This is a genomic window from Halovulum sp. GXIMD14793, assembly GCF_054457435.1.
The window spans coordinates 1-24,672 of record NZ_JBTLNE010000055.1; the positions used below are offsets into that span (position 1 = coordinate 1).

The 24,672-nt window shown below is 59.0% G+C and carries 21 protein-coding genes, 1 tRNA gene and 1 pseudogene; 17 read left to right on the forward strand and 6 right to left on the reverse strand.

All coding sequences use genetic code 11. The features are described from left to right. Positions 1-237: 237 nt before the first annotated feature. Entirely contained in the window at positions 238-633 is a 396-nt protein-coding gene (locus ACW9UQ_RS14665; RefSeq protein WP_458931770.1) for an Lrp/AsnC family transcriptional regulator, read from the reverse strand. Positions 634-809: 176 nt separating this feature from the next. Here ACW9UQ_RS14665 and ACW9UQ_RS14670 point away from each other — a divergent pair, with 176 nt between their 5' ends. Further along, positions 810-1,055 (forward strand): cupin domain-containing protein, encoded by a 246-nt coding sequence (locus ACW9UQ_RS14670; protein ID WP_458931771.1) that lies wholly within the window; start codon positions 810-812, stop codon positions 1,053-1,055. A 19-nt stretch (positions 1,056-1,074) separates the two neighbouring features. Here the strand turns inward: ACW9UQ_RS14670 and ACW9UQ_RS14675 are convergent, their stop codons facing one another. The 3 genes from ACW9UQ_RS14675 to iolC are packed head-to-tail and all read right to left on the reverse strand — an operon-like array spanning position 1,075 to position 3,729. Then, positions 1,075-1,905, reverse strand: coding sequence for a class II fructose-bisphosphate aldolase (locus ACW9UQ_RS14675; protein ID WP_458931772.1), 831 nt, complete (start codon positions 1,903-1,905; stop codon positions 1,075-1,077). Further along, on the reverse strand, positions 1,902-2,738 hold the full coding sequence (locus tag ACW9UQ_RS14680; RefSeq protein WP_458931773.1) for a 5-deoxy-glucuronate isomerase: 837 nt from the start codon (positions 2,736-2,738) through the stop codon (positions 1,902-1,904). The genes ACW9UQ_RS14675 and ACW9UQ_RS14680 overlap by 4 nt, the downstream gene beginning before the upstream one ends. A 10-nt stretch (positions 2,739-2,748) precedes the next feature. Further along, positions 2,749-3,729, reverse strand: coding sequence for a 5-dehydro-2-deoxygluconokinase (iolC, locus tag ACW9UQ_RS14685; protein WP_458931774.1), 981 nt, complete (start codon positions 3,727-3,729; stop codon positions 2,749-2,751). Between the two features lie 120 nt (positions 3,730-3,849). Here iolC and ACW9UQ_RS14690 point away from each other — a divergent pair, with 120 nt between their 5' ends. Together ACW9UQ_RS14690 and ACW9UQ_RS14695 are read left to right on the forward strand one after the other, a co-directional pair. Further along, the gene (locus ACW9UQ_RS14690) at positions 3,850-4,953 is read left to right on the forward strand and encodes a Gfo/Idh/MocA family protein (protein ID WP_458931775.1); all 1,104 of its coding nucleotides are present in this window, start codon (positions 3,850-3,852) and stop codon (positions 4,951-4,953) included. An 8-nt stretch (positions 4,954-4,961) separates the two neighbouring features. Next, on the forward strand, positions 4,962-6,095 hold the full coding sequence (locus ACW9UQ_RS14695; protein ID WP_458931776.1) for a Gfo/Idh/MocA family protein: 1,134 nt from the start codon (positions 4,962-4,964) through the stop codon (positions 6,093-6,095). Between the two features lie 278 nt (positions 6,096-6,373). Here ACW9UQ_RS14695 and ACW9UQ_RS14700 read toward each other — a convergent pair whose 3' ends face one another. Then, positions 6,374-7,375: a LacI family DNA-binding transcriptional regulator gene (locus ACW9UQ_RS14700; RefSeq protein ID WP_458931777.1), complete on the reverse strand. Its 1,002-nt coding sequence runs from the start codon at positions 7,373-7,375 to the stop codon at positions 6,374-6,376. Positions 7,376-7,655: 280 nt separating this feature from the next. Then, a complete protein-coding gene (locus tag ACW9UQ_RS14705; protein WP_458931778.1) occupies positions 7,656-9,674 on the reverse strand; it encodes a TonB-dependent receptor plug domain-containing protein in 2,019 nt (672 codons plus the stop codon). Between the two features lie 195 nt (positions 9,675-9,869). Here ACW9UQ_RS14705 and ACW9UQ_RS14710 point away from each other — a divergent pair, with 195 nt between their 5' ends. From ACW9UQ_RS14710 to ACW9UQ_RS14775, 14 genes and pseudogenes are all read left to right on the forward strand, one after another. Further along, positions 9,870-10,928, forward strand: a complete 1,059-nt coding sequence (locus ACW9UQ_RS14710) for a hemin-degrading factor (protein WP_458931779.1) — start codon at positions 9,870-9,872, stop codon at positions 10,926-10,928. Beyond that, positions 10,925-11,788, forward strand: coding sequence for a heme/hemin ABC transporter substrate-binding protein (locus ACW9UQ_RS14715; RefSeq protein ID WP_458931780.1), 864 nt, complete (start codon positions 10,925-10,927; stop codon positions 11,786-11,788). The genes ACW9UQ_RS14710 and ACW9UQ_RS14715 overlap by 4 nt, the downstream gene beginning before the upstream one ends. Continuing rightward, positions 11,763-12,854 (forward strand): FecCD family ABC transporter permease, encoded by a 1,092-nt coding sequence (locus ACW9UQ_RS14720; protein WP_458931781.1) that lies wholly within the window; start codon positions 11,763-11,765, stop codon positions 12,852-12,854. The genes ACW9UQ_RS14715 and ACW9UQ_RS14720 overlap by 26 nt, the downstream gene beginning before the upstream one ends. Further along, positions 12,851-13,633: a heme ABC transporter ATP-binding protein gene (locus ACW9UQ_RS14725; protein ID WP_458931782.1), complete on the forward strand. Its 783-nt coding sequence runs from the start codon at positions 12,851-12,853 to the stop codon at positions 13,631-13,633. Before ACW9UQ_RS14720 ends, ACW9UQ_RS14725 begins: the two co-directional genes overlap by 4 nt. An 11-nt stretch (positions 13,634-13,644) precedes the next feature. Continuing rightward, positions 13,645-14,409, forward strand: coding sequence for a ChaN family lipoprotein (locus ACW9UQ_RS14730; protein ID WP_458931783.1), 765 nt, complete (start codon positions 13,645-13,647; stop codon positions 14,407-14,409). A 274-nt stretch (positions 14,410-14,683) separates the two neighbouring features. Then, positions 14,684-16,687: pseudogene (locus ACW9UQ_RS14735) on the forward strand (TonB-dependent receptor domain-containing protein). 166 nt (positions 16,688-16,853) lie between these two features. Then, positions 16,854-17,282, forward strand: coding sequence for a hypothetical protein (locus tag ACW9UQ_RS14740; protein WP_458931784.1), 429 nt, complete (start codon positions 16,854-16,856; stop codon positions 17,280-17,282). Then, the gene (locus ACW9UQ_RS14745; protein WP_458931785.1) at positions 17,279-17,929 is read left to right on the forward strand and encodes a MotA/TolQ/ExbB proton channel family protein; all 651 of its coding nucleotides are present in this window, start codon (positions 17,279-17,281) and stop codon (positions 17,927-17,929) included. Before ACW9UQ_RS14740 ends, ACW9UQ_RS14745 begins: the two co-directional genes overlap by 4 nt. Continuing rightward, positions 17,922-18,302: a biopolymer transporter ExbD gene (locus tag ACW9UQ_RS14750; RefSeq protein WP_458931786.1), complete on the forward strand. Its 381-nt coding sequence runs from the start codon at positions 17,922-17,924 to the stop codon at positions 18,300-18,302. Before ACW9UQ_RS14745 ends, ACW9UQ_RS14750 begins: the two co-directional genes overlap by 8 nt. Next, positions 18,299-18,685: an ExbD/TolR family protein gene (locus ACW9UQ_RS14755; RefSeq protein ID WP_458931787.1), complete on the forward strand. Its 387-nt coding sequence runs from the start codon at positions 18,299-18,301 to the stop codon at positions 18,683-18,685. Before ACW9UQ_RS14750 ends, ACW9UQ_RS14755 begins: the two co-directional genes overlap by 4 nt. After that, positions 18,682-19,806 carry an energy transducer TonB family protein gene (locus tag ACW9UQ_RS14760; protein WP_458931788.1) on the forward strand — a complete coding sequence of 375 codons (1,125 nt, stop codon included), beginning with the start codon at positions 18,682-18,684 and terminating at the stop codon, positions 19,804-19,806. The genes ACW9UQ_RS14755 and ACW9UQ_RS14760 overlap by 4 nt, the downstream gene beginning before the upstream one ends. 227 nt (positions 19,807-20,033) lie before the next feature. Beyond that, positions 20,034-21,152, forward strand: a complete 1,119-nt coding sequence (locus ACW9UQ_RS14765) for an efflux RND transporter periplasmic adaptor subunit (RefSeq protein WP_458931789.1) — start codon at positions 20,034-20,036, stop codon at positions 21,150-21,152. Beyond that, on the forward strand, positions 21,149-24,247 hold the full coding sequence (locus ACW9UQ_RS14770; protein ID WP_458931790.1) for an efflux RND transporter permease subunit: 3,099 nt from the start codon (positions 21,149-21,151) through the stop codon (positions 24,245-24,247). Before ACW9UQ_RS14765 ends, ACW9UQ_RS14770 begins: the two co-directional genes overlap by 4 nt. Before the next feature lie 142 nt (positions 24,248-24,389). Continuing rightward, positions 24,390-24,479: transfer RNA gene (locus ACW9UQ_RS14775), tRNA-Ser, on the forward strand. Positions 24,480-24,672 lie beyond the last annotated feature (193 nt).

Genomic DNA, 24,672 nt, shown 5'->3' on the forward strand with positions numbered 1-24,672 from the left:
ACCTTCGAAGCGCTTTTCAAATCCGTTGCACAAACATGCGACCTCTTCCCACCAGACGAGTGCCGAAATCTCTTCAAGGCTGCCGGGTATGTTGCAGATTAAATGGACGGTGCTCTAAGTATGATGTTTGAGGTTGAGCTAGCGATCAAATTGCTCGCCCCAATTTTGTCATTAAAGCGTTTCGCATTTACCTTGAGACATTACATAAAATCGAAACGCTTACGCCATATAGGCTTATCACTGCGTTTCGGGATAAGCTTGTGTCTTAGGTTTATCCCGAAACGCTTTAAGCGCGGTCAGGGCGACAACATCTGGAACAGTGCATCTGACAATTGCGTCAATCTCACCAGACAAAGACGCCACTTCTTGGACGCCCTCCAGCGAAACCATCCAGTTCAAAGCTTGTTCGCAAGGACGGGCGGCAATCTTAACGAATATAACGGCACGGATCAGGCCAACTTGGGTGTCAGAGATCTGTACTCGGTAGCCGCCTATTACGCCACTGGTCTCAAGTTTTGAAAGACGGTCCTGAACCGCCGTGCGGGACAACCCGATCTGCCGCCCGATTTCAGCGGCACTCGTACGAGCATTTCGCTCTAGGACCGCCAGTATTCGTTTATCCGTCCGATCCAAGTCAAGTTTCCTCGAATGGCAAGCCGTTTACGTCGGAACGCAGATGTCCACGGCAGTGTGCTCACGTTAACCTCGCATCATTCGCGTGAGACATCAAAATCCAAGCTGAGGTAATGATATGCAGAAGATCACCGCAAGAGAATTCACCGGCCAAAAGGCATGGGACGCCCTGGATATTGAGCGAATTGACGACGCGACTTCATTGGACAGATGCACCATACAAATGGCATGTAAATGACGGTCCTGAGGTCTTCGTTGTCCTCGACGGAGAAGTCGATATGCACGTAAGACAAAATGGAGAAGAGAAAGTTCTACGTCTGCAACAGGGCGATATTTTTCATGCAGAGGACGGCGATGAACATGTTGCCCGCCCTGACGGACCGGTTCGAGCGCTTGTGATCGAGAAAGCCGGCAGTGTTTAAGACGCTGACAAGGCCCTAACTACCTGCCACCAAACGCACGCAAAACCTGTCTGGTTGCAGCGACCAGCGGCTCGTGGGTGTCTTGCAGGATTTGTACCCGGTCAAAACGGTCGGGATCGGCGTTTACTGCCTGACGCATGGCGGTGCCGAAGGCCTTGCGCAGTTCGGTACCGATGTTGAACTTGCAGATCGCGCTGTCCCGGGACAGCCTCGCGCGCTGTTCGACTGGAACGCCGGAGCCGCCATGGATCACCAGTGGGATATTGGTGACTGCCTCTATCGCCCGGATGCGGTCCTCATCAAGGCCGCCTTCCTTGTTTTCCTGCAAATGGACATTGCCGACAGAAATCGCCATCGCGTCGACGCCGCTTTGCCGGGCGAATTCTGCCGCTTCTGCCGGGTCCGTCCCGGCAGAGCCTTCGCCACCGGAATAGCCGACGAAGCCGATCTCTCCCTCGCAGGAAATGCCTGCTTTATGGGCCATTTCGGCGATGGCAGCGGTTTCGTCGATATTCTGCTGCAAAGGCTTGCGGGACCCGTCGAACATCAGCGAGGTAAAGCCGCTTTCCAATGCGATGCGGCAATCCTCGAACGTGTAGCCATGGTCCAGATGCGCGACGACCGGCACGCTGGCCTGTTCGGCCAGATAGCGGAACATCTTGCCCAGAACCGGCAAGGGTGTGTGTTCGCGGCAGGATGGTCCGGCCTGCAGGATCACGGGTGTGTTTTCGGCCTCGGCCGCGGCGACATAGGCGCGCATGTCTTCCCAGCCAAGGGTGACCAGACCGCCGACGGCGTAGCCTTGTTCATAGGCGGGTTGCAGGACGTCTTTCAGGGTGGCCAGGGTCATTTGAACTTCGCAATCATATCTTTGATACCCGGGATTGTCTCGATCTGATCCGCATGGGTAGGCTGGAAATACTGAACAAGCGAACGCTGGCTCAGCCCGCCCAGAATGGTGAAATAGTACATCTCATATCCCGGCAGCACGGCGCAGGGGTGATAACCCTTGTCGATGCAGATCGTGGAACCGTCGACGATGTGATAGGCATAGCCCGGCGTTCCATCCTCACGCTGCAACATCTGCAGACCAGAGCCATGGTTGGGCCGGAAGCGGAAGTTATATGTCTCGTCATGGCGGGTTTCATCCGGCAGGCGGTCGGTATCGTGCTTGTGACTGGGAAAGCCGGACCAGCCGCCTTGCCCGACGGTGAACAGCTCACTCACCAGCAGGCGACCGACCTTGTCATGCTGTTTCTGACCCAGGATATGCTTGATCTTGCGATGCGTCTTGGTGTCGTCCGAGCCGTATTGCACAAGGTCAGGGGTCCGCACGTCAAACGGCTCCAAAACCTTGCCATAGCGCGCACCGGCAATGAAGGTTTCGGTTGCCTCTGAGGTGCAGACAAGGGTGACCTTGGCCCCGGTCGGCACATAGACGCCTTCGGGTTCGCCATCCCAGACATCGACACCGCGCTTGCCGAGGTTATCAAAACGCACCCCTTCGACCTGCACATCGACAGTGCCGGTTGCTGGCACGATGCAGGTCTCATAGCCCGGCACCTGATACTCAAATGCCTCACCCTTTTTTAGTTTCACGATGTTGAAGTAGTTCAGCGGCACCGTCGCGTCATCGGCATCGACGATGGGTTTGTTCTGGTTGTCAAACGGGGCGATATGCATGGGTGTCCTTTCAGGCTTCGGTGGGGCCGGGATGGCTGGACAGGAACGCGTCAAGTTCAGCGGTTGTCGGCATGGCCTGTGCGCATCCCGGCTTACTGACCACGATCGAGGCGCAGGCCGACCCGCGCAAAACAGCGCTGCGCAGGTCGTGCCCATCTGCGATTGAGGATAGCAGCCCGGCCATGAAACTATCGCCCGCCCCGTTGGGTTTCACAGCCGTCACCGGATAGATGCCTGTGCGGATTTCCTGACCGTCGGCAAAGGTGATCGCGCCGCCTTCGCCCATTTTGTAGATGACCATTTTGCCTGCCTCTGCCAGCGCGCGCGCCTTGGCCAGTCCTTTGTCCAGACCGCCTGCCATAAAGCCGAATTCTTCGTCATTGCCGACAATCAGATCGCTTGCATCACCGGCGCGTGACAGGACCTCTGCGGCGATCTCGGCCGAGGGCCAGCTATAGGGGCGGTAGTCGATGTCAAAGATCACCGGCAGACCGGCCTTATGTGCATTGTCAAAGGCGCGAAAGGTGGCGCTTCGCGATGGTTCGGCGGCAAACACGGTTCCAGCGGTGATCAGCGCTGAAAACCGGCTGTAATCGACCCGGTCCATGTCCTCTTCGGTTACCTGAAAATCCACGGCCCCGTTGCGGTAGATGACGTTTTGAAAGTTATCCATTGTGCTTTCGTAAACCGCCAGCGACAGGCGGTATTCGCCGCCCAGAATCTTGATATCGGATGTATCGACGCCGTATCGTTTCAGCCGGTTCAGCGCAAAGCGCCCCACGGCATCGTCTGAAACCGATGTGATCAGCGATGCCTGACTGCCCAGCTTGACCAGACCTGCGCATATATTGGCCGAGGAGCCGCCCAGATCGGCGCGAAATGTGTCAGCATCTTCGCTTTTTACGCCAATCGGGTCAGCAAACATGTCCATGCCAGCACGGCCAAACACCGCGAAACGGTTTCCCTTGATCCCGTCGATCAACCCAGCCATGCAGCCCCCTCCCCGGACGATGTTCGTGCCCCGAGCGATATTGAAACATCTTGCGTCGGAACGAATCCTACGATACCGGTTTTGCAACCGGTTGCAAATACTGTTGTCAGAGGGAACGAGATGTCAGAGATCGGGATTGGCATTGTCGGCGGCGGCTACATGGGCAAGGCGCATTCCGTGGCAATGGCAGCCGTCGGGGCGGTTTTTAACACCGCGTTGCGACCTCGGCTGGAAATGATCTGCGCCAGTAGCGATAACAGCGCCGAAACCTACCGCGCTGCTTATGGATTTGCGCGCGCAACCTCGGACTGGAAGGTGTTGGTTAGCGATCCAAAGGTGCAGGCTATCGTCATCGCCTCCCCTCAGGGGACACATCGCGCGATTGCAGAGGCAGCCTTTGCGCTGGGCAAGCCGGTTTTCTGCGAAAAACCGCTGGGTGCATCGCTTGAGGACAGCCGGGCCATGGTTGCGGCGGCAGACCGGGCCGGTGTCACCAACATGGTTGGCTTTAACTACATTCGCACCCCCGCCAGCCGCTACGCGCGCGCGCTGATTGCGCAAGGTGAGATTGGCGATATCAACTGGTTTCGCGGCGAACATACTGAGGATTTTCTGGCCGATCCTGCGACGCCTGCCAACTGGCGGACATCGGGTGATGCCAACGGCACGATGGGTGATCTAGCCCCTCACATGATCAATGCGGCGCTGGCCCTGATCGGGCCAATCGGCAGCGTGATGGCCGATGTCGAAACGGTCCATGCAACGCGTCCGGGCGGTGATGTTACCAATGATGATCACGCCCAGATGATGTGCCGTTTTGCGAATGGGGTGATGGGGCATATGTATTTCAGCCGCGTCGCAACGGGTCGCAAGATGGGCTATGCCTATGAAATCTCGGGCACGAAAGGCGCCATCCGCTTCGATCAGGAGGATCAGAATGCGCTGTGGCTTTACCGGATGCAGGGCCCAGAGGCGGAGCGTGGATTTACCAAGATACTGACAGGCCCGGCGCATCCCGACTATGAGCCGTTTTGCCAGGGGCCGGGGCATGGCACCGGGTATCAGGATCAGATCATCATCGAGGCGCGGGACTTTCTACAAGCCATCGAAACCGGCAAACCAATCTGGCCGACCTTTGTCGATGGGCACGAGGTTAACCGCGTGATCGAGGCGGCACGGTCGTCATCGCAGACCAAGTCCTGGCAGGACATCAGCAAGTTCTAGGAAACGACATGACCAAACTGAAATGGGGACTGATCGGCGGTGGCGAAGGCAGCCAGATCGGACCAGCACACCGGCTGGGCGCGCTGGCTGATGGCCGGTTTGATTTCGTTGCCGGGGCACTGGACCACCAGCCAGAGGCCGGGCGGGCCTATGGACAAAAACTGGGCCTTGCCGCAGACCGGGCCTATGGCAACTGGCAAGACATGCTGGCCGGGGAAACGCAGCGCGAGGACCGGGTCGATTTGGTGACCGTGGCCACGCCCAACGCCACCCATTTCGAAATCACCAAGGCGTTTCTGGAAGCCGGTTTTCATGTGCTTTGCGAAAAACCGATGACCATGAGCGTCGAAGAGGGGGAGGAAATCGTCCGGGTGGCCGAAGCCTCGGGCCGGATCTGCGCGGTCAATTACTGCTATTCCGCCTATCCGATGGTACGTCAGGCCCGCGCAATGGTGCGCGCCGGTGAGATCGGCAAGGTGCGGCTTGTCGTGACCAATTTCAGCCATGGACATCATGGTGACGCGACCGATGCCGACAATCCCCGGGTGCGCTGGCGCTATGATCCGGCGATGGCGGGCGTCTCCGGCCAGTTTGCGGATTGCGGCATTCACGCTCTGCATATGGCCAGTTTCATCTGCGATGATCAGGTCAGTAAATTATCGGCGGATATGGCCTCCACCATCCCCTCGCGCGTTTTGGAAGACGACGCGATGGTCAATTTCCGCATGGAAGGGGGCATGGTCGGGCGGCTTTGGACCTCATCCGTTGCGATCGGGCGTCAGCATGGGTTCGACATTCAGGTCTTTGGTGAAACCGGCGGTCTGCGCTGGACCTCGGAACAGCCGAACCAGTTGATCTATACCCCGGTGGGCGGACGCACTCAGATCATCGAAAAGGGCGAAGCTGGCCTGCACGAGGACGCCACCCGCCTGTCCCGCGTTGCCATCGCCCATCCCGAGGGCTTTCCGCTGGCGGTTGCCAATATCTATTGCGATCTTGCCGATGCAATCCACGGGGAAACGCGCGACGGGCTGCCCGGTGCAACCGATGGTCTGCGATCCATCGCGGCAGTGCATTCGGCAGTTGCCTCAGCCAGCAACGATGGAGCCTGGCAAGACGCCCGCCCGCCGATGTTTCGTTAAGGCCCGTGGCCGGTTTAGCCGTTTCTGATGTGCGGAAACTGAAGGAAGTTGTCCAAAGCTGCAAAGGATGCGCGCGGAATCAAGGCCGAAGGCCGTCGCGCATCGCCGGGCCGTCCCGTCGGCACGGCGATTGGGTTGGGCTGGGGTCCCCCGACAAAGGGAACGCGCTGGTGGCATCCATAAATCACAAAAAACCAAAAGGCGGATCGCCGCGCCACGGCTCGGTGATGCACTACCCGCTAAAACTTGCGCAGCCAGAAACGCTTTAGGAAGGCCAGCTAAGATCTGCCTCGCAGCGTTCCACGTTCGATGACTTTGCAGGGGAATATCCGTGCCTCGGGGTAGCGGTCCGGCTCTTGCAGCAAGTCTTCGACCAGATCGACCGAGGTTGTGATGATGCGCTCAATCGGCTGATGGATGGTGGTCAGGTCAATGCTTTCCCAGCGCGCCATCTCCATATCGTTCAGCCCGATAATGCCGATGTCCTGACCCGCCTTAAGCCCGTGGTCGCGCAGCGCAGACAGCGCCCCGATTGACAAAACGTCATCGCCACAAAAATACGCCTCTGCCGGGGTGCCCGCCAGTTGGCGCAGCATCTCAGCCCGCCCGGCATCAAAGGAATATGCGCCGGAAAACACGCTGTGAACCTCAATGCCGCGGATCCCGCGCAACTCGTCCTCGAACCCTTTCAGACGATCCTGCGCCGAGGTCGCATCCCTTGGCCCGCCAAGATAACCCAGCCGCTTATATCCCCGCGCCAGCAATTCGCGCGCGGCAATACGGCCGCATTCCACATTGTCGATCCCCACCACATGCACATCCGGTGAGGTATTGGACCGCCCGAATGTATGCACAACCGGGACACCGGCGTCATGAAACGCCTTGGCAAAGGTTGGCGGCAGAGTTGATGAGGCAACGATGACGGCATCAACAGAATACTGACGCAGCATGGTCACCGAGTGCGCGGGTTCCTTTTCATCCGACAGATTGACGATCAGCGGGCGCAACCCCCGTTCCTGCAAGGCCCGCGTAAACTGGTCAAACACCTCAAGAAAAATCGGGTTGTGAAAGTTGTTGGAGATCAGACCGATCAACTTGGTCCGCCCCGTGGTCAGCGAAGATGCCAGCGCATTGGGGCTATAGCCCAGCTTTTGCGCGGCCCGCTCAACCTTTTCTCTGGTCTTACCGGAAACCGATGCCCCTTTGGTAAAGGTACGCGAAACCGCAGAGCGCGAAACCCCCGCAAGTTCGGCAACATCCTTAAGTGTCACATTCGGCAAAGCAGCGTCCAGTTCGTTCAGATTGCTCCGGTTCGAAGCATTCTTTCCACGATATCAGCAAAGTGCAATCGGGACGTTGCAATAAAATCCCGGCAGGCCGATATGGCACGGCAGTTGCAGAAGCGTTGGGTCTGATTGCTGTGAGGCGCGGGTTGAGGATCGCAGCAAGCTTGAGAATGGTATTTTCTGGAATATGCAGGATATCGGAGGATTGCTTTATGAGTGGTCAGGCCCGGCCCTGGGTGTCATTGAGCAACACCCGGGGCCAAGCCAGGTTGTGTTAAAACCGCTTCGTCAGGCTGACCTTAAAGGTACGGCCGGGGGCTTTGCGTGTCACTGAGGACAGGTGTTGATTGTAGTTCAGATCAAAGACATTTTCGACCCCGACACGGAATTCAGCCCCCTGCAGCCAGCCTCGCTCTGGCCGCCAGGTTGCGCGCAGGTTATGTACCGTGCTGTCAGGATTCTTCACGGTGCCACCAGCGAAGCGTTTGTCGAAGACGTTCACGACCTCCCAACTCAGGTCGAGCCGTTCGTCCCATTTGCGCCCAAGGGTCAGCTGGACATTGTCGCCAAGCTCGTTCCGCCAGCTATTATTATTGTTAATACCAGGGTATTCAAGTCCACTGGAAACAGTCCCGTTCAGATCAAGGTAGAAACCTGAAGCCATGCTATATGACGCCTCAAGTTCAACCCCTTCTGTTTCAACCGTATCGACACCGAAATAGCTGGTCACATCCCAGAGTCTGGTGCGGTAGCCGTTGGCCCGGATCGTCAGGCTGTCACCGCCAGCAAATACACCCTTGCCCGTATACTCCGCGCCGATTTCAATTGTCCGGGACTTTTCTGTGGTTGTTACATTCTCCAGATTGCCAACATCGTCTATGATCGGCATGCCTTCGGTATATGCGATGCTTCCGAAGACGGAGAAACCGTCACCAAAATCGTAATCAAGTGCCACACCGCCCATGATCGCATCTGCGCTGAAGCTGGTATACGTATCCGGTCCGACAACAAGCGGATTTGTCGGTCTGATTTTTGAGCTTTCATAGCGCAACGCAGGCGTTGCGGTGAAATTGCCCAATTTCATTTCGTTAATCACAAACGCAGCCCAGCGTTGCTGTGTGCCGCCCGGGGCACTGGCAGCGGAGTTGTCAGCCCGCACGCGATTTTGAAACTCCAGCCCGGTCAGCAGTTTGTGATCAATTGCACCGGTGGCAAATTTCGCCGTGTTGGTGACACGAAGTTTGGTCGTCTGATATCGCTGGTTCGCATTGATGATATTAAGCAGGAATGGGAAAGATGGGGTCCCTTCCAGTGGTGAAGACCCAGGCACGTAACTATAGTCGATGCGCTGATCCGCATAGGTCAGATTTGCCTCGACATTCACCAGCTCGCTTGCCGGGTCCCAGCTATATGCCAAAGATGCTTGCTTAGTGTCGGTCAGTCGATCGACATTCCCAAAAAGGCCGTCCGTTGTATCGAACTGATCATACGGCACATCTTTGTCGTCAGCGACGGACTGATTGTAGCTGAAGGTCAGTTCGTGATCCAAATCTTCGCCAAAGCGGAACTTTGCTTTTGCCAGCCCTGAAGGCATGGCAAAGCCGGTATTACCGATCTCGGTTCCATCGCCGGACTTATAGTCGTCGTGTTTGCGCCAAGTAAGGTTGACCAGAAATTCTGCCCGCTCAGACGCCTTGTAAGCCAGATTGGTTGATGTGGCGAAACCCAGCCCGTTGGAGTTCAACTGCAATGTCTGCGATCCGCCAAAACCGATCTCTCCATCGGTAAAATCGGATGCGTCCTTGGTCTCCAGTTTAACCACACCGCCGACAATACCAGAGCCATAAGCGAAGCTACCGATGGTACCGCGCAGAACCTCGATATCGCGATAAAGCATCGGGTCGGTGAACATCTGCGTGCCCATACGGTACAGTTCCTCGGACCCGACAGAGGCGCCGTCAATCTCGATCGCGATTTTCTGGTCGGTGCCATAGGTGGTGTTGGCACCAAAGCCGCGGATATTGATGCCCGAGCCTTGCGGCGTAGCACCGTTGATCAGCTGGACGCCGGGAACGGAGTCGATCAGTTCGCCGATGGTAGAGCCCTGGCGGTCGGCGATTTCCTCTTCGTCGATCACGGTGCGGGGAACGGCGGTGCCAAAGGTCAGGTCTCGTTTACCACCAGTCAGGATCAGAACCCCGAGATAGCCATCATCGCCCTCCTGCGCTGCCGCGGGCAGTGCGAAACTCAAACAAACAAGCGCGACCGAGCCGCGCAATACAGACCTAACCATCTGGCGCCTTCCTTGCATGTGAATTAGCTGAAGCTGGCAAGGGCTAGCGCGGCGGATATTGTGTGATTTACAGTGATCGCGTTTGCGATGGGTTGCAGGGTTACGTTATTCGGACTAAAACAGTCAAGAAAATTCGCAAAGCCAGTCCATTCCTCGTGACCAGCCAATTCAGCGTGATCTGCAATCGAGGCACTGATGACCGAACACCCCACGCCCAGCCGGGATGAAATTCTTGATTTTGAGGCCGCAAATCCGAAGATGCGCGCCCGCGATCTGGCCGAGACCCTTGGCATTTCCGAGGCTCAGTTGGTCGCCGCGCGTATCGGTCAGGGGTCCACACGCATCGCTGCCCATCCCGATGCCCTGATGCCAGCCGCTGAGCGTCTGGGCGAGGTTATGGCCCTGACCCGGGTTGGTGACTGCGTCCACGAAAAGGTGGGGCGCTATGCAAATTATCACCCGGGCGAGCATGCCTCGATGGTCCTGACCGAAAAAATCGACCTGCGCATGTTCCCGTCACGCTGGGTGCATGCTTATGCGGTTGAAAAACCGGGACAGGATGGTGCGAAGCCGCGCCGTTCGTTGCAAGTCTTCGATGCGGCGGGTGATGCGGTCCATAAGATACATTTGCGCGACAGTTCGGATCATGATGCCTGGGGCGATGTTCTGGCCGACTTGACCCTGCCGGATCAGACGCCGGGCCAGTCGGTCGAACCAAGGACCCCGCCCGAAGCCGCGCAATCGCAGCCGGAAAAGCAGGACACCTTGCGCAGTGAATGGGCCAAACTGACGGATACACACCAGTTTCTGCGCCTCTGCGCCAAGCTGAAGATGAACCGGCTGGGCGCGTACCGCATCGCCGGAGAACCCTTTGTTCGTGCGCTGGAACCGTCGCAGGCAGATGCGATGTTGAAGGCGATCCAAAAGGCCGGGATCGAAGTCATGATCTTTGTCGGCAATCGCGGCTGCATCCAGATCCATTCGGGGCCGATCATCACGCTGCACCCGATGGGACCTTGGCAGAATGTGATGGACCCCGGTTTCAACCTGCATGTGCGCCTGGACAAGGTGGCAGAGCTTTGGACGGTGGACAAACCAACCAAACGCGGTCCTGCCATCTCGGTCGAGGCTTTTGATGCCGAAGGCGGTCTGATCTTTCAGGTCTTTGGTATCGGAAAAGAGGGGCGGGATTCGCGCCCGGACTGGAAGCGGATTGTTGACGGCCTGACATCAGCCAAAGAGGTGGCAGCATGATCCGGCTGGGCACCGCCGCGCGCGCGCTTGCGGCTTCACTGGTTCTGCTGGCCGGGCAGGCCCCTGCTCAGGATCAGACCAAGGCAAATGTCCTGTCGATCGGCGGCTCGGTCACCGAGATCGTCGTCGCCCTGGGGCAAGGGCATCGGCTGATCGCCCGGGACAGCACCTCCACCTATCCACCAGAGATAACGGACCTGCCGGATGTGGGCTATATGCGCGCGCTGTCGCCCGAAGGGGTGCTGGCCGTCGGACCAGAAATGATCCTGTCCGAGGAAGGCGCAGGACCGGTCGAGGCGCTTGACGTGATACGCGCCGCTGATGTGACGTTTGTCGAAGTGCCTGACGCGATGGATGCCGATGGTATCATCCGCAAGATCGAGGTCGTGGGCAAAGCCTTGGATGTGCCGGAAAAAGCTGACACCTTGATTGCAGAGGTCCGCGCCGCCCTGGACACCGCGCTGGAAGACGCCACCCGCCCGGAGGCTGAGCGAAAGAAAGTGATGTTCGCTCTGTCGACGCAAGGCGGCAGGATCACAGCCGGTGGCCAGAACACCGAGGCCGACGCGATTATCCGCATGGCCGGGGGTCGCAATGTGATGGTGGATTTCGAGGGCTATAAGCAGGTCACTGACGAGGCGGTCGGTCTGGCGGCCCCGGATGTTATCCTGATGATGGATCGCGGCGGTGATCACGGGGCGGCAGATGACGAGTTGTTTGCCATGCCCTCCATCAGCTTGACGCCTGCCGCTGAAACCCGAAGTGCGGTTCGGATGAATGGCCTTCTGTTGCTTGGCTTTGGTCCCCGTACGGCAGATGCCATCGCAGAGTTGAATGCGGCCCTTTATGGCGACAATTGACGATACTGCTGCTGACACTGCCTTTGTTCCGCGCGACCGGTTAAGCCGCGCGCGGGCGCTGCACTGGGCCTTTGCGCTGTTGCTGCTGGTCTGCGGCCTTGCCAGCCTGCAGGTTGGCGCATCGGATGTTCGCTTTACAGCGCTGCTGGGCAAGCTGTGGTCCGGCGAGGCGCTAAGCCATATGGAGCGGGTGGTGCTGTTCGACATCCGTTTGCCCCGGCTTGTGCTTGGGGTGCTGATTGGGGCGTCGCTGGCGGTTTCGGGCGCTGTGATGCAGGGGCTGTTCCGAAATCCGCTGGCCGATCCCGGAATTGTCGGGGTCGGAGCCGGGGCTGGTTTGGGTACGATAACGGCAATTGTGATGGGCGCGATGCTACCCGTTTGGGCGATTGATCTTGTCGGTAATCACATGGTGCCGTTCGCGGCGTTCTTCGGGGGGTGGCTGTCGACCATTCTTCTTTACCGGGTATCGACGCACAATGGTACGACATCTGTTGCGACGATGCTGTTGGCCGGCATTGCTTTGGGGGCGCTGGCCGGGGCGCTTTCGGGTCTTTTGGTCTATGCCGCTGATGACAGGCAACTGCGCGATCTGACATTCTGGGGCCTTGGATCGCTGGCCGGATCCAGCTGGGCCAAAGTGATGGCCGCAGGGCCGCTTATCCTGCTGGCCCTGGGGGTGGCGATGGCGCTGGGGCGCGGGCTGAACGGTCTGGCGCTGGGCGAGGCGACCGCCGCCCATGTCGGCATTGATGTGCAACGGATCAAATCCATTGCAATCCTGACCGTGGCCTGTGCGACGGGGGCGGCTGTTGCTGTATCCGGCGGTATCGGCTTTGTCGGGATCGTCGTGCCGCATCTGCTACGCCTTGCCTCGGGCCCTGACCATCGGGCGTTGTTGCTGAATTCCGCTTTGCTGGGGGCCAGTCTTTTGATCTTGGCTGATGTCATTGCAAGGGTGATCATCGCGCCTGCAGAGTTGCCCATCGGGATCGTTACGGCTGTTCTGGGGGCGCCGGTCTTCCTTTGGATCCTGCTGAAACGTCGAGGGATTGTTGGGTTTTGAGCTTTGACGCCATTGATATCAGCGTTGCCTATGGTCGCCGTCAGGTGCTGTCGGCGTTCAGCCTGTCGGCGCATGCGGGCGAGGTGACGGCGATTGTCGGGCCAAATGGCTCGGGCAAGTCCACATTTCTTGGGGCAGCGACGGGCACCTTGCCCTATACTGGACAGGTTCGGCTGAACGGGGCCAATATCCGCCATCAGAAACCCTGGCAACTGGCGGCACAGCGTGCTGTGCTACCGCAATCCTCGCGTCTGGCCTTTCCATTTACGGTGCTTGAGGTGATCCGCATGGGGCTGCAAGCTGGCACAGCGGGGGATTGCAGCTCGGTGCCGATGCAGGCACTGTCCCGCGTTGGTCTGGCCCATTACGCAGAGCATTTCTTTCAGGACCTGTCCGGCGGCGAGGCCCAGCGTGTGATGCTGGCCCGTGTCTTGTCGCAGGTCTGGGAACCGATCGCCGATGGCGTGCCGCGCTGGCTGCTGCTGGACGAACCGGTCTCAAGCCTTGATATCGCGCATCAGCTTCAGGTGATGGAAGTTGCCCGCAGCTTTGCCCGGGCGGGCGGCGGTGTGATTGCCGTCATGCATGACCTGAACCTGACCGCGCTGTTCACCGACCGGGTGGCCGTGCTATCCGAGGGGCAGGTTCTGGCTTTTGGTGCGCCGCAAGAGGTGCTGACCGATACAATCCTGTCCCAAGCCTATGGCTGCCAGCTGCGCGTCTCGACTCCGCCGCCAGATAGCGTTCCCTTTATCCTGCCGCATGCGGCCACTGCCTGAAAGAGACCGATATGATCCGCCTTGCTCTGCTTTTATCGATGATCACCGCCCCCTTGTTTGCGGAAAGCCTGCCAAAGGCAGATATCGTGGTCTTGGGCGAGGTGCACGACAACCCCGAGGCCCATCTTGGCCAGGCCGAGATGCTGGCGGACCTGGCCCCGAAGGCCGTGGTGTTCGAAATGCTGACACCGGAACAAGCCACGCGTGCCAACGCTGACCACAGCGCTATTCCGTTGATCTGGGGCGAAAGCAAATGGCCGGACTTTGCCCTCTACAAGCCCATCTTCGACGCCCTCGGCACCGCCCGGATCGTAGGTGCGGCAGTCCCAAGGGACGGTCTTGGGGAAGTCTATGAAAAGGGGGCGGTTGCAGTGTTTGGTTCCGAGGCCGGACGCTTTGGTCTGGATGTCGGTCTGCCAGCCGATCAGCAGGCCGCGCGTGAATTGATGCAATTCCAAGCCCATTGTGAGGCAATGCCGATGGAGATGATGGCCGGTATGGTCGGCATCCAGCGCTTTCGCGATGCCGTGTTTGCGCGTGCCGCGCTGGAAGCCCTGACAAGCCACGGCGCACCTGTGGTTGTGATCGCCGGAAATGGCCATGCCCGAACCGACTGGGGTGTGCCTGCGATGATCGCAGCAGCTGAACCCGGGGTCGCAACCTTGTCCATCGCTTTCGTCGAAGGTCCAACAGACGCGCCCTATGATCAGGTACATCTCGTCCCACCGGCAGAGCGTGATGATCCCTGTGACAGCCTTCGTGAAAAGCAGGGGTGAGCTGATTATGGCGTCTCGCGAAATACCCAAGAAATCAAGCATCATTAAACGCGTTGAAATCTATGATTTCAGGCAGCGTTAGATGATTCAGGTTTTTAGCATGACGCTCTAGGACTGACATATTTGTCTGCCTCTGATTGCAACACGCGAATATCTGACAAAATAAGTTGACCTTTCTTGTCGCAATCGGCTATCGCGACAACCAGCCAGAGGGCGCCGCACCGGTCTTTCCAGAAAATCTAGTAAGATTAATGGTTTAGACGGGATGTAATCCATGAAAATCGGGACATATGGCTGGATCGTGACAGGCGTTTCGCTGATCGCGACAAGTGCAGCTTTGGCACAATCAGAGGAACCAGTTTACCTGGGCGTCATCCGTATCGAAACGGATGCTGCGCAAGGCCTGCTGGGCAATGAAGAGATCACAGATGAAGATTTGGAAGCGCGTGATCCGGACTCGTTGAAAGAGGTGTTTGACGGCGAAACAGCGGTCACCGCCAGTGGCGGTGCGGCGATCGGGCAAAAGGTTTTCGTGCATGGGGTTGAGGAAAGCCTTTTGGCGGTAACCATCGACGGTGCACGGCAAAACAAATCTGCATTTCACCATACCGGCAATGTGCTGATTGACCCCTTTATGCTGAAATCGGTCAATATCAGTTCCGGTCTGGCCCCTGCCGATGCCGGTCCGGGTGCACTGGCTGGTACATTGGCATATGAAACCAAAAATGCCCGCGATTTGCTGGACGAGGGCGACAGTTTTGGCGGCTATGCCACCCTGACCTGGGGCACAAATGGACAAGGGTGGCGCAGTAGCCTGAACCTGTTCGGACGTGCGGGCGGCTTTGAATGGGTTGTCGGCGGGTCACTGGCCCTTGGCGAGGATTATGATGACGGCGATGGTACGCGCATGCGTGGTACGGCCCCAGAGGTGTTCAATGGCCTTGCCAAAGTGGCGTATACCAGTGACAGCGGACACAGGCTGTCATTTTCGGCCTCGCAGACCGAAGACCGGGGGGACCGTACAGGTCAGGCCGGACCCGGTGGGATTATCATTCTGCGCCCTGATTTCGATGGGCTGGTCGGCGATCCAAACGAGCTTTTTGCGGGCCTTTCGCGCCGCCGTTCGCTGACTCTGACTTACACGGATGAGCAACCGACAGGATGGTTCGCCCCGACAGCGCAGCTAACCTATAACGAGCAGGAAATCGACGTTGTCGGACTTTACGGAGTAAACAAGAGCTTTAGCGGCAAGTTTGAGAACGAATTCCAGCTTGGGAATGGCACAGTGAATGCCGGGATCGACTTTTTCCGTGAGACGGCGCGGGGGGAGGGACGTGGACCCGATCTGTCGCCCGGACCTAACTTTAATAGCTCTGGCAAGGAAAGCTTGTTCAACGTTGGTCTTTATGCGCAGGCCCGACAAAACCTGAATGACCGGATTTCGGTCTCTTACGGTGCCCGCTACGACTTTCAGAATTTCAAAGGGGCCGATGACAGCACCTTCACCAAGGGTGGGTTCAGCGCCAATGGTGCCGTGGATGTGGTGCTAAGCGATATGCTGACACTGACCGCCGGGGCAGCCTCTGTCTGGGGTGGGTATGAACTGGGTGAGGCAGCGCTGATCAACTTTGGCACACCTTGGAACTATGCCGGTTTTGTCCCATCACGCTCTAACAGCGCGCGGCTTGGTCTTCGTTATGATCATGGTGGTCTGCAGGTTGGCGCGGCGCTGTTTTATACTGAGATCAACGACATCGCCGCTGTCTTGCCCACTACGCCCGGTGCCAGGGGGTAGACGGTTGATCTGACGACAAAAGGCGTGGACGCATCGGTTCGGTACGACTGGGACACCGCATTTGCTAAACTCAACTACACCTATGCCGATGTCACCGTTGACGGTGAAACGATCACAAGCACAGCGTATTATCTTGGTCGGCCAACCGGACATCTGTTCGCATTGGAAGGTGGCTGGGACGTTAACCAAAGCTGGCGTGTTGGCGGGATCGCGAAGATCGCCCTGAAGAACAACAAAACTGCCGGCGTCTCAGCCGGGCGCCTTGGCCTCATGGGGCCTCTTCCAGCGTATCAGGTTGTTGACCTCTACGCAGAATATGTGCCCGAGGCCTTGCCGAACATGAAGGTCCGATTTGCTGCGGACAATATCTTTAACGAAACCTATGCCAGTCGTTCATCCGGCGGGATCGGCCTGCCAGCAGGAATCATTTCGGCAAATGAGCCAGGGCGGCAGTTTTCGATCACTGCGTCGATGAAGTTCTAATAGGCAGGCCAGCGGCATGTCAGCTGAACCGGAGATGTAAGCCGTAAAGGCTTACATTTTTCATCAGGTATTGCCCGCAAATCACGGGGGTGCTAGCGTCCGCCCCCGAGAGCCAGGGGGAAAGCCCCAAGCCAGAACCGTTTTGCAAACGTCAAAGGTTGGGTGGATGACCTGCTCTGTTTCGCGTGTTGTTGCGTTTTGCGCCGCGCTTTTCCCGATTTCTGCGATAGCGCAGTCCGAGGATACCCCGCATGTATCTGTTGAGCTGAATGCAAGTGATCCTGTCGACACGGGGTGCCGGATCAGCTTTGTCATTCAGAACAGCCATGCAACGGATATCGAAAAGGCCGTCTACGAGGCGGTCTTGTTCGATACCGAGGGCCGCGTCGACCGGCTGACCCTGTTCGACTTTGGCAACCTGCCCAGCAACCGCCCCAGAGTGCGCCAATTCGTCGTGCCGGATCTGAACTGCGCCGATCTTGGCCGGTTGCTGATCAATGGGTCCGAGACCTGCGATGGTGCAGGGCTTGCACCGGATGCCTGCACGAGAGGGCTGGAGTTGAAAAGCCGCACCAAGACCGAGGTTATCGGATGATCGAAACCATCGCGGACGCATTGCGCCGGGCCTATGAGCTGGGCGGTCCCGTCGTCATGGTCTTGGGCGGCCTGTCCGTCCTTGTGCTGGCGCTGGTGCTATACAAGCTTTGGCAATTCACGGTTTCCGGCGTCGGGCGCCATAGTGCCCTGGGCGTCGCGGTGGAGCAGTGGGACGCAGGGGATCGCGGTGCGGCGCGGGACTACCTAGGCCGATCCCGCAGCTATCTGGCGCCGGTGATCAGCATGGCCTTTGACGGGCGGGCCGATCAGGCGCGGCTGGATGCCGAGGCAGAAGCGCGTTTTGCCCGGCTGGAAGGCGGCTTTCGTTTGCTGGATTCAGTTTCGCAACTGGCCCCGCTGTTGGGTCTGTTCGGCACGGTGCTTGGCATGATCTCGGCCTTTCAGGCGCTGCAACAGGCTGGCGATCAGGTGGACCCTTCGATCCTGGCGGGCGGCATCTGGGTGGCTCTGCTGACCACGGCTGTCGGGCTGGCGGTGGCCATGCCGACCACGTTGGTTCTTAGCTGGTTCGAGGCCCGCATGGACAGCGACCGCGTCTTTGCGCAAAAGGCATTGCGCACGGTCCTGGCCCCGGCTGGCAATACACCGGCCCGGACGTCCGATCTGGCACCGGTGCATGCGTAGGCAGCGGGCCAGACGGCGGCTGTCCATGACGTCCTTGATCGACGTTATATTTCTGCTGCTGCTGTTTTTCATGCTGTCCTCGACCTTTAGCCGCTTTACTGAGATAGAACTGACCGCCGCCGGGGCTGGCGGCGGAGAGGCCCCGGAAAGCCCGATCTTTCTGACCCTTGGCCCGGACAGCCTGCGCGTGAATGGGACCGAACGGACCACGGATAATCTGAAAGGCGCGTTTGCAGCGCTGGGTCAGGACGCCACCAGCATCCCCGTGCTTGTCTCCCTACAGGGCGAGGTGACCGCACAGCGCCTGACCGATCTGCTGGTCGCGCTGCGCAAGTTACCCAACCTGAGTGTAACGGTATTGGAAGCAGCATGAGACGCCTTGCCCGCAGAACCAAGGCGGAACCAACCATCGCCTTGATCAACATCGTCTTTCTGATGCTGATCTTCTTTCTTGTTGCAGGAACCCTGGCGCGGCCGCTGGACAAGGATCTGACGCTGGTCAACACCGCCCAGCTGGACGGCACGCCGCCGCCTGACGCGCTGGTGATCCATGCCAATGGACGATTGAGCTGGCGCGGTAAGGATATCGCGTCAGAGGCGGATTTTATCGCCGGTCTGGCCGAGGATCGACGGGCACGGGTGCAAATCGTCCCGGATCGCAACCTCGCTGCAAGCAAACTGGTCCGGATCGGCCGTGCCTTGCGTCAGGCTGGCGCGCAAAAGGTGGTGATGGTCACTGAACGGGGGCTGAAATGATCGCCAGTTCCCGCCTTGCGATGGTCACGGCGCTTGGCCTTGCACTTGGGGCGCATGGCAGCGGCATGGTCAATCTGATGGACGAGCAGCAAATCCAGATCGAAGCGGCCTCTGGCGCGGCAGAGGTTCGGCTTGGCAGCGGTTTTGCGGATATGGCTGCCGGAACACTGACCGCAGAAGATGCGGAAAACACCTCGCAAACCCCGGTGACAGAGGCCGCTAAACCGACCAAGGCGACACCGTCTGAGCCAGAGACACAAAAGGCGACTGCTGAGGCCACTGAACCGGACAAGGCCGAACCGGTGCAATCCGAAACGCCCACAAAGGTCACCGCCGAAAAGGTTCCACCAGATACCCCCGAAAAAACGGCTGCGACCCCGCCGGACCCTGCAAATAAAGCCAAGGCCGTGCCTGCTTTGTCGCAGCCGCCGATCCAGACGTTCCAAGCGGAGCAGCCCGAAATCCTGCCCGCCACAGCTGCGGCGCCAACCCCACCAGAAGCCGCGAAAACAACCGCTACGGCGACAACGCAAAGCGCCCAGCCCGCAGAGGCAGCGCCCGCAACGCCGACCCAGGCACGTAAGGCTGTGCTGTCGGAACCAGCAAAACAGGTACTAAAGGCCGAACCCTCGGATAACCGGGCCATTAACACCATTCGGCCGCCCGCGCGGCCTGCGGACCTTGCCGGCACAGCGCCCAAGCCACCGCAGCAAGAGAAATCCTCTGCCACGCAGGCCAACCGAACCCGTACAACGCGTGGCCAGTCGAACACCAATAGCCGCGCGGGGGAGTCCACGGGCTCAAAAACCGCGACGGCACGCACCACGGGAAATGGCGGGCGCTCTGAAGCGGCGGGTAATGCGGCGGTCAGCAACTATCCCGGCAAGGTGATGCGCAGATTAAGCCGGGTGCGAAAGCCCAGGGTCGGCACAAGCGGCACGGCCACCATCTCTTTTACCATTGCTGCGAATGGAGCGCTGGCAAAGGTGGGTCTTGCCCGCAGCTCTGGCTCGGCCCGATTGGATCAGGCCGCACTCCAGGTGGTCCGCCGCGCCGCACCGTTTCCGAAACCACCCCAGGGTGCGCGTCGGAGTTTTTCGATCCAGATCAAGGGTGAGTAGCGGTGCGCTGTTTCAGTTGTGTGGTGTCACCCTCGCAAACGGCACTGCAAGCGAGGTATCCGAAACCGTCAAAGCCGGGTGGCAATGATAGCCATGCGGCGTGGAAGGCCAATCGACCCTCTCAATCTTGGGGTCATTCGGGATGCGACCTTTAACCTGCCGATTGCTATTGTTATATCTTGAGCTGAAACAAAGCAGCCAGCCGGACCCGGAACGGAGTGACGCAGATGACGGATCAAACCACCGAGCCGCAGGCGCTTACGTTTCAGGATGATAAGGGCGCGCGGCGGTCGTTCTGGATTGCTTTGATCCTGCTTGTGACCGTCGTTCTTTGGATGGGCAGCGGATTTGTCGCGCCCGCGCCGGATGATGATCCCGTGGCATCAACTGCAGAACCATTGCCGGTGAAGGTGGCGATACAACCCTCTGCTGCGAAACCTGTGACATTGTTGTTCACCGCCGAAGGTCAGGCGCGCCCGGATCGTGACACCGCGTTGCGGGCCGAAGCCTCGGGCAATGTGGAGGAAATTCTGGCCGAGAAAGGCACCGATGTTGAAACCGGCGATGTGATCGCGCGTCTGTCAACCGACCGAGCCACAGCCGATCTGACAAGGGCGGAAGAAGAGCTTAGCCGCGCACAGCGTGAGTTTGACAATGCCAGCGAACTGCTTGACCGCGGGGTTGCGACAACGGACCGGGTATCGCAGGCGCGTGTTGCGCTTGCCAATGCCCAGGCGCAGGTGACGGCGGCGCAGGATGCCTTGCAAAATAACGTCATCCTTGCCCCTTTCGCCGGTCGTATTGAGCAATTGACACTGGACGCAGGGGAATTCGTCTCTGTCGGCAGCGAAGTGGGCCGGATCGTTGATATCCACCCCTTAACGGTTGAGTTGCAGGTCCCACAACAGACGCTTCGCCGTATCGAAAGTGGTCAGGAGGCCGAGGTCAGCTTTATCACCGGGGAAACCCGCACAGGGCGCGTGTCCTTCGTTGGCACCTCTGCCTCGGCTGCGACACGCACCTTTCTGGCTGAGATCGAAATCGACAACGCCGATGGTGCTATCCCTGCTGGGGTCTCTGCCCGGATCAGCATTCCGACCGGCACCAGCATGGCCCATTTCGTGCCCCTATCCGTTATCTCGCTGGACGCTGGCGGCCATCTGGGCGTCAAAACGGTGCTGGACAACAAGGCGAAGTTCTATCCGGTGGAAGTCGTCCGCGCCGAGGTGGACGGTATCTGGATCAGTGGCCTGCCGGAGGAAGTTGACCTGATCGTGGTCGGGCAGGGCTATGTCCGCAACGGAGAGGCCGTGCGCACCGGTCCCGCTGTGGACATAACGCAATGAGGGGTCTGATCGACGCGGCCTTTTCCCGCACCCGGGTCGTGATGATGATCCTGCTGCTGATCCTGACGGTCGGTGCTATTGCTTATATCTCCATTCCCAAAGAGGCGAACCCAGAGGTGCCGCTGCCGCTGGTCTATGTCTCGACCGGGTTGGACGGGATCAGTCCCACCGATGCAGAGCGTTTGCTGCTGGAACCGATGGAGGCTGAGTTCGGCGCCATCGAAGGGTTGCAGAAAATGTCCAGCGATGCGGCAGAGGGTTTTGCCAGCCTGCAGCTGGAATTTCTGGCAGGCGGCGATATCGACGTTGCCCTCGACAAGGTGCGCGAAGCTGCTGACCGGGCCGAAAACAACCTTCCGTCAGATGCGTATGACATCAAAGTCACCGAGATCAACACGGCCTTGTTCCCCATCATCACCGCCGTTCTGTCCGGACCGATCCCAGAGCGTTCGCTGAACACGCTGGCCGATACGCTGAAAGATGAGATCGAGGCGATCCCCGGTGTGCTGGAGGTCGATATCGGCGGGGAGCGCGAGGAGTTCGTCGAGGTCCTGATCGACCCCACCGTGTTCCAGACCTACAATCTGAGCTTTGATGAGGTGATCGGCCAGCTGCAGCGCAACAACCGTCTGATCGCGGCAGGGGCCATTGAATCTGCCGGTGGACGCGCCGTACTGAAAGTGCCGGGCCTGATCGAAACCGTTGATGATGTCATGGCAATGCCGATCAAGGTGCGTGGCGACACGGTCGTCACCTTTGGCGATGTCGCGCAGATCCGTCGCAGTTTCGAGGATCCTACCAGCTTTGCCCGGATCGATGGCCAGCCCGCGCTTGCGCTTGAGATCACCAAGCGCTCGGGCGCGAATATCATCGAAACCGTTGAACAGGTGCGCGCTGTGGTGGCTGAGGCGCGTGAGGACTGGCCCGAGACTGTCGATATCACCTACCTGCAGGACCAGAGCGAACAGGTGAAGACCCTGTTGTCGGATCTTGAGGCCAACGTGATTGCAGCGGTCATTCTTGTGATGATCGTTATCGTCTTTGCGCTGGGCCTGCGCTCGGCGATTTTGGTGGGGCTGGCCATACCGGGCGCGTTTCTGACCGGCGTCGCAGCGCTTTGGATGATGGGTTACACGATGAATATCGTCGTGCTGTTTTCCCTGATCCTTGTGGTCGGCATGCTGGTTGACGGGGCGATTGTCACTGTCGAACTGGCTGATCGCAACCTGCAGGAGGGGGCGACGGCCTCAACCGCTTATGCCAATGCGGCCAAACGCATGGCCTGGCCGATCATCGCATCCACGGCGACCACCCTTAGCGTGTTCTTTCCGCTTCTGTTCTGGACCGGCGTTGTGGGCGAATTCATGAAGTTCATCCCGGTGACGGTGATTTTCACGCTGTTTGCCTCGTTGTTCATGGCCCTGATCTTCATCCCTGTTCTGGGCGGCGTGATCGGCAAGCGGCAACCGCAGACCGCGCAAGCCAAAGTCACATTGATGGCGACCGAAACTGGTGATCCCCGCCGCATCCCTGGTTTTACCGGCGCATACGCGCGCCTGCTGGAAAAGGCCATTCTGAGGCCGGGGACGACCCTGATGTTGGCGGTGGCTTTGCTGATCGGTGCCCTCGCCACATATGGTCAGTTCGGCCGCGGGGTTTCGTTTTTTCCATCGGTAGAGCCGGAGTTCATGCAGGTGGAGGTTCGCGCCCGCGACAATTTCTCTATCTGGGAACGCGACGCACTGGTCCGCGAGGTAGAGCGGCGGTTGATCGGCTATGCCTCGGTCGACAGCACCTATGCCCGCTCCACCATGATGGCGGGCCAGGGTGAGGAAGAGATCATCGGCACGATCCAGCTGGACCTGGCCGATTGGGACACCCGAAAGACAGCCGCCGAGATTGGTGATCAGATTCGCAATGATGTTGCCGATATTGCTGGCATCGATGTCCAGGTGCAGACCGAAAGCGGCGGCCCGACACAAGGCAAGCCGGTGAACCTGGAAATGCGCGCCCGCAACCCCGAGGCGCAGGCCGCCGCGGTCGAGCAGGTTCGCGGCATCATGGATCAGATGGGCGGTTTTACAGACGTCACCGATACGCGGCCCTTGCCGGGGGTGGAGCTGTCGATCCTTGTCAACAGGGCCGAGGCTGCACGCTATGGCGCTGATGTCAGCCTGCTCGGACAGGCCGTGCAGCTTTTGACGCAAGGTATCCGGGTGGCCGACTACCGCCCCGAAGACGCGGATGGAGAGCTGGACATCCGGGTGCGCTTTCCCCGTGATGAGCGGTCGTTGTCAGAACTGACCAATCTGCGCGTTCCGACCTCGGCAGGACTGGTGCCGATTTCCAATTTCGTGTCCTTTGCTCCGTCCGAGCGGGTCGGAATTGTCCGCCGCGTTGACGAAAGCCGCGTGACCACAATTGATGCAAATGTCGCCCCGGGTGTGTTGGTCAACGATCAGCTGACGGTCTTGCAAGCAGCGCTGGATGCCGCGACGTTGCCCGATGGCGTCACCTATAGTTTCGGCGGCGAGGCTGAGGATCAGCAAGAGGCCGCACAATTTCTGATCAGTGCATTCGGCGGCGCGATTTTTCTGATGCTGCTGATGCTGGTGGCCCAGTTCAACAGCCTGCGCCAGGCTGGCATTGTGATGAGCGCGATTGTCTTTTCCGTCGCTGGTGTGCTGCTGGGCCTTGTCCTGACCGGTCGGCCATTTGGTGTGGTGATGGGCGGCGTTGGCGTGATTGCGCTGGCCGGGATTGTGGTGAACAATAATATCGTGCTGATCGACACCTATAATGATCTGCGTGCGCAAGGTGTGCCGCCTCGCGAAGCGGCACTGCGCACAGGGGCCCAGCGTTTGCGCCCGGTGCTGCTGACCTCGGTTACGACGGCGCTTGGTCTGCTGCCGATGGTATTGGGCCTGAACCTGAATTTTTTCACGCGTGAGATCATCCAGGGCGCGCCATCAACCCAATACTGGACCGAGCTTTCCTCGACCATAGCCGGCGGTCTGGTCGTTGCCACCATCTTGACCCTTGTCGTCACGCCCGCAATGCTGATGCTGGCCGAAAAGCGCCGCGACCGAAGGTAGTCTGACCCTGTCGCGCTTGTTAAAGCGCCCCCGTATCAAGGGCAACGGCTAACAATCCATCGCTGTAGACGTGGTCATTTCCAGCCTGCGTTCAGCAAACCCCTTGCGTGACGGCATCTGACGCGTATAACGGGCCCCTGACGGAGAGGTGGCCGAGTGGTCGAAGGCGCACGCCTGGAAAGTGTGTAGGCGGGGAACCGTCTCGAGGGTTCGAATCCCTCTCTCTCCGCCATTTTACACTTATCGGTGCAACCGCCCCCTAACGCTTTGAATGGTAAGGCACTTTCCGGGGTTCGAAACCCTTCCACCCTGTGACCTGCCCCCCGAGGCTCCCTCATTCATAACGAGAGTCTGCGGGTCTGGTTTTCATATTCGTTGGTTTCGTTTTGGGCAAGCGCGCCGGGCGCGGAGCCCTCAAATTGCTC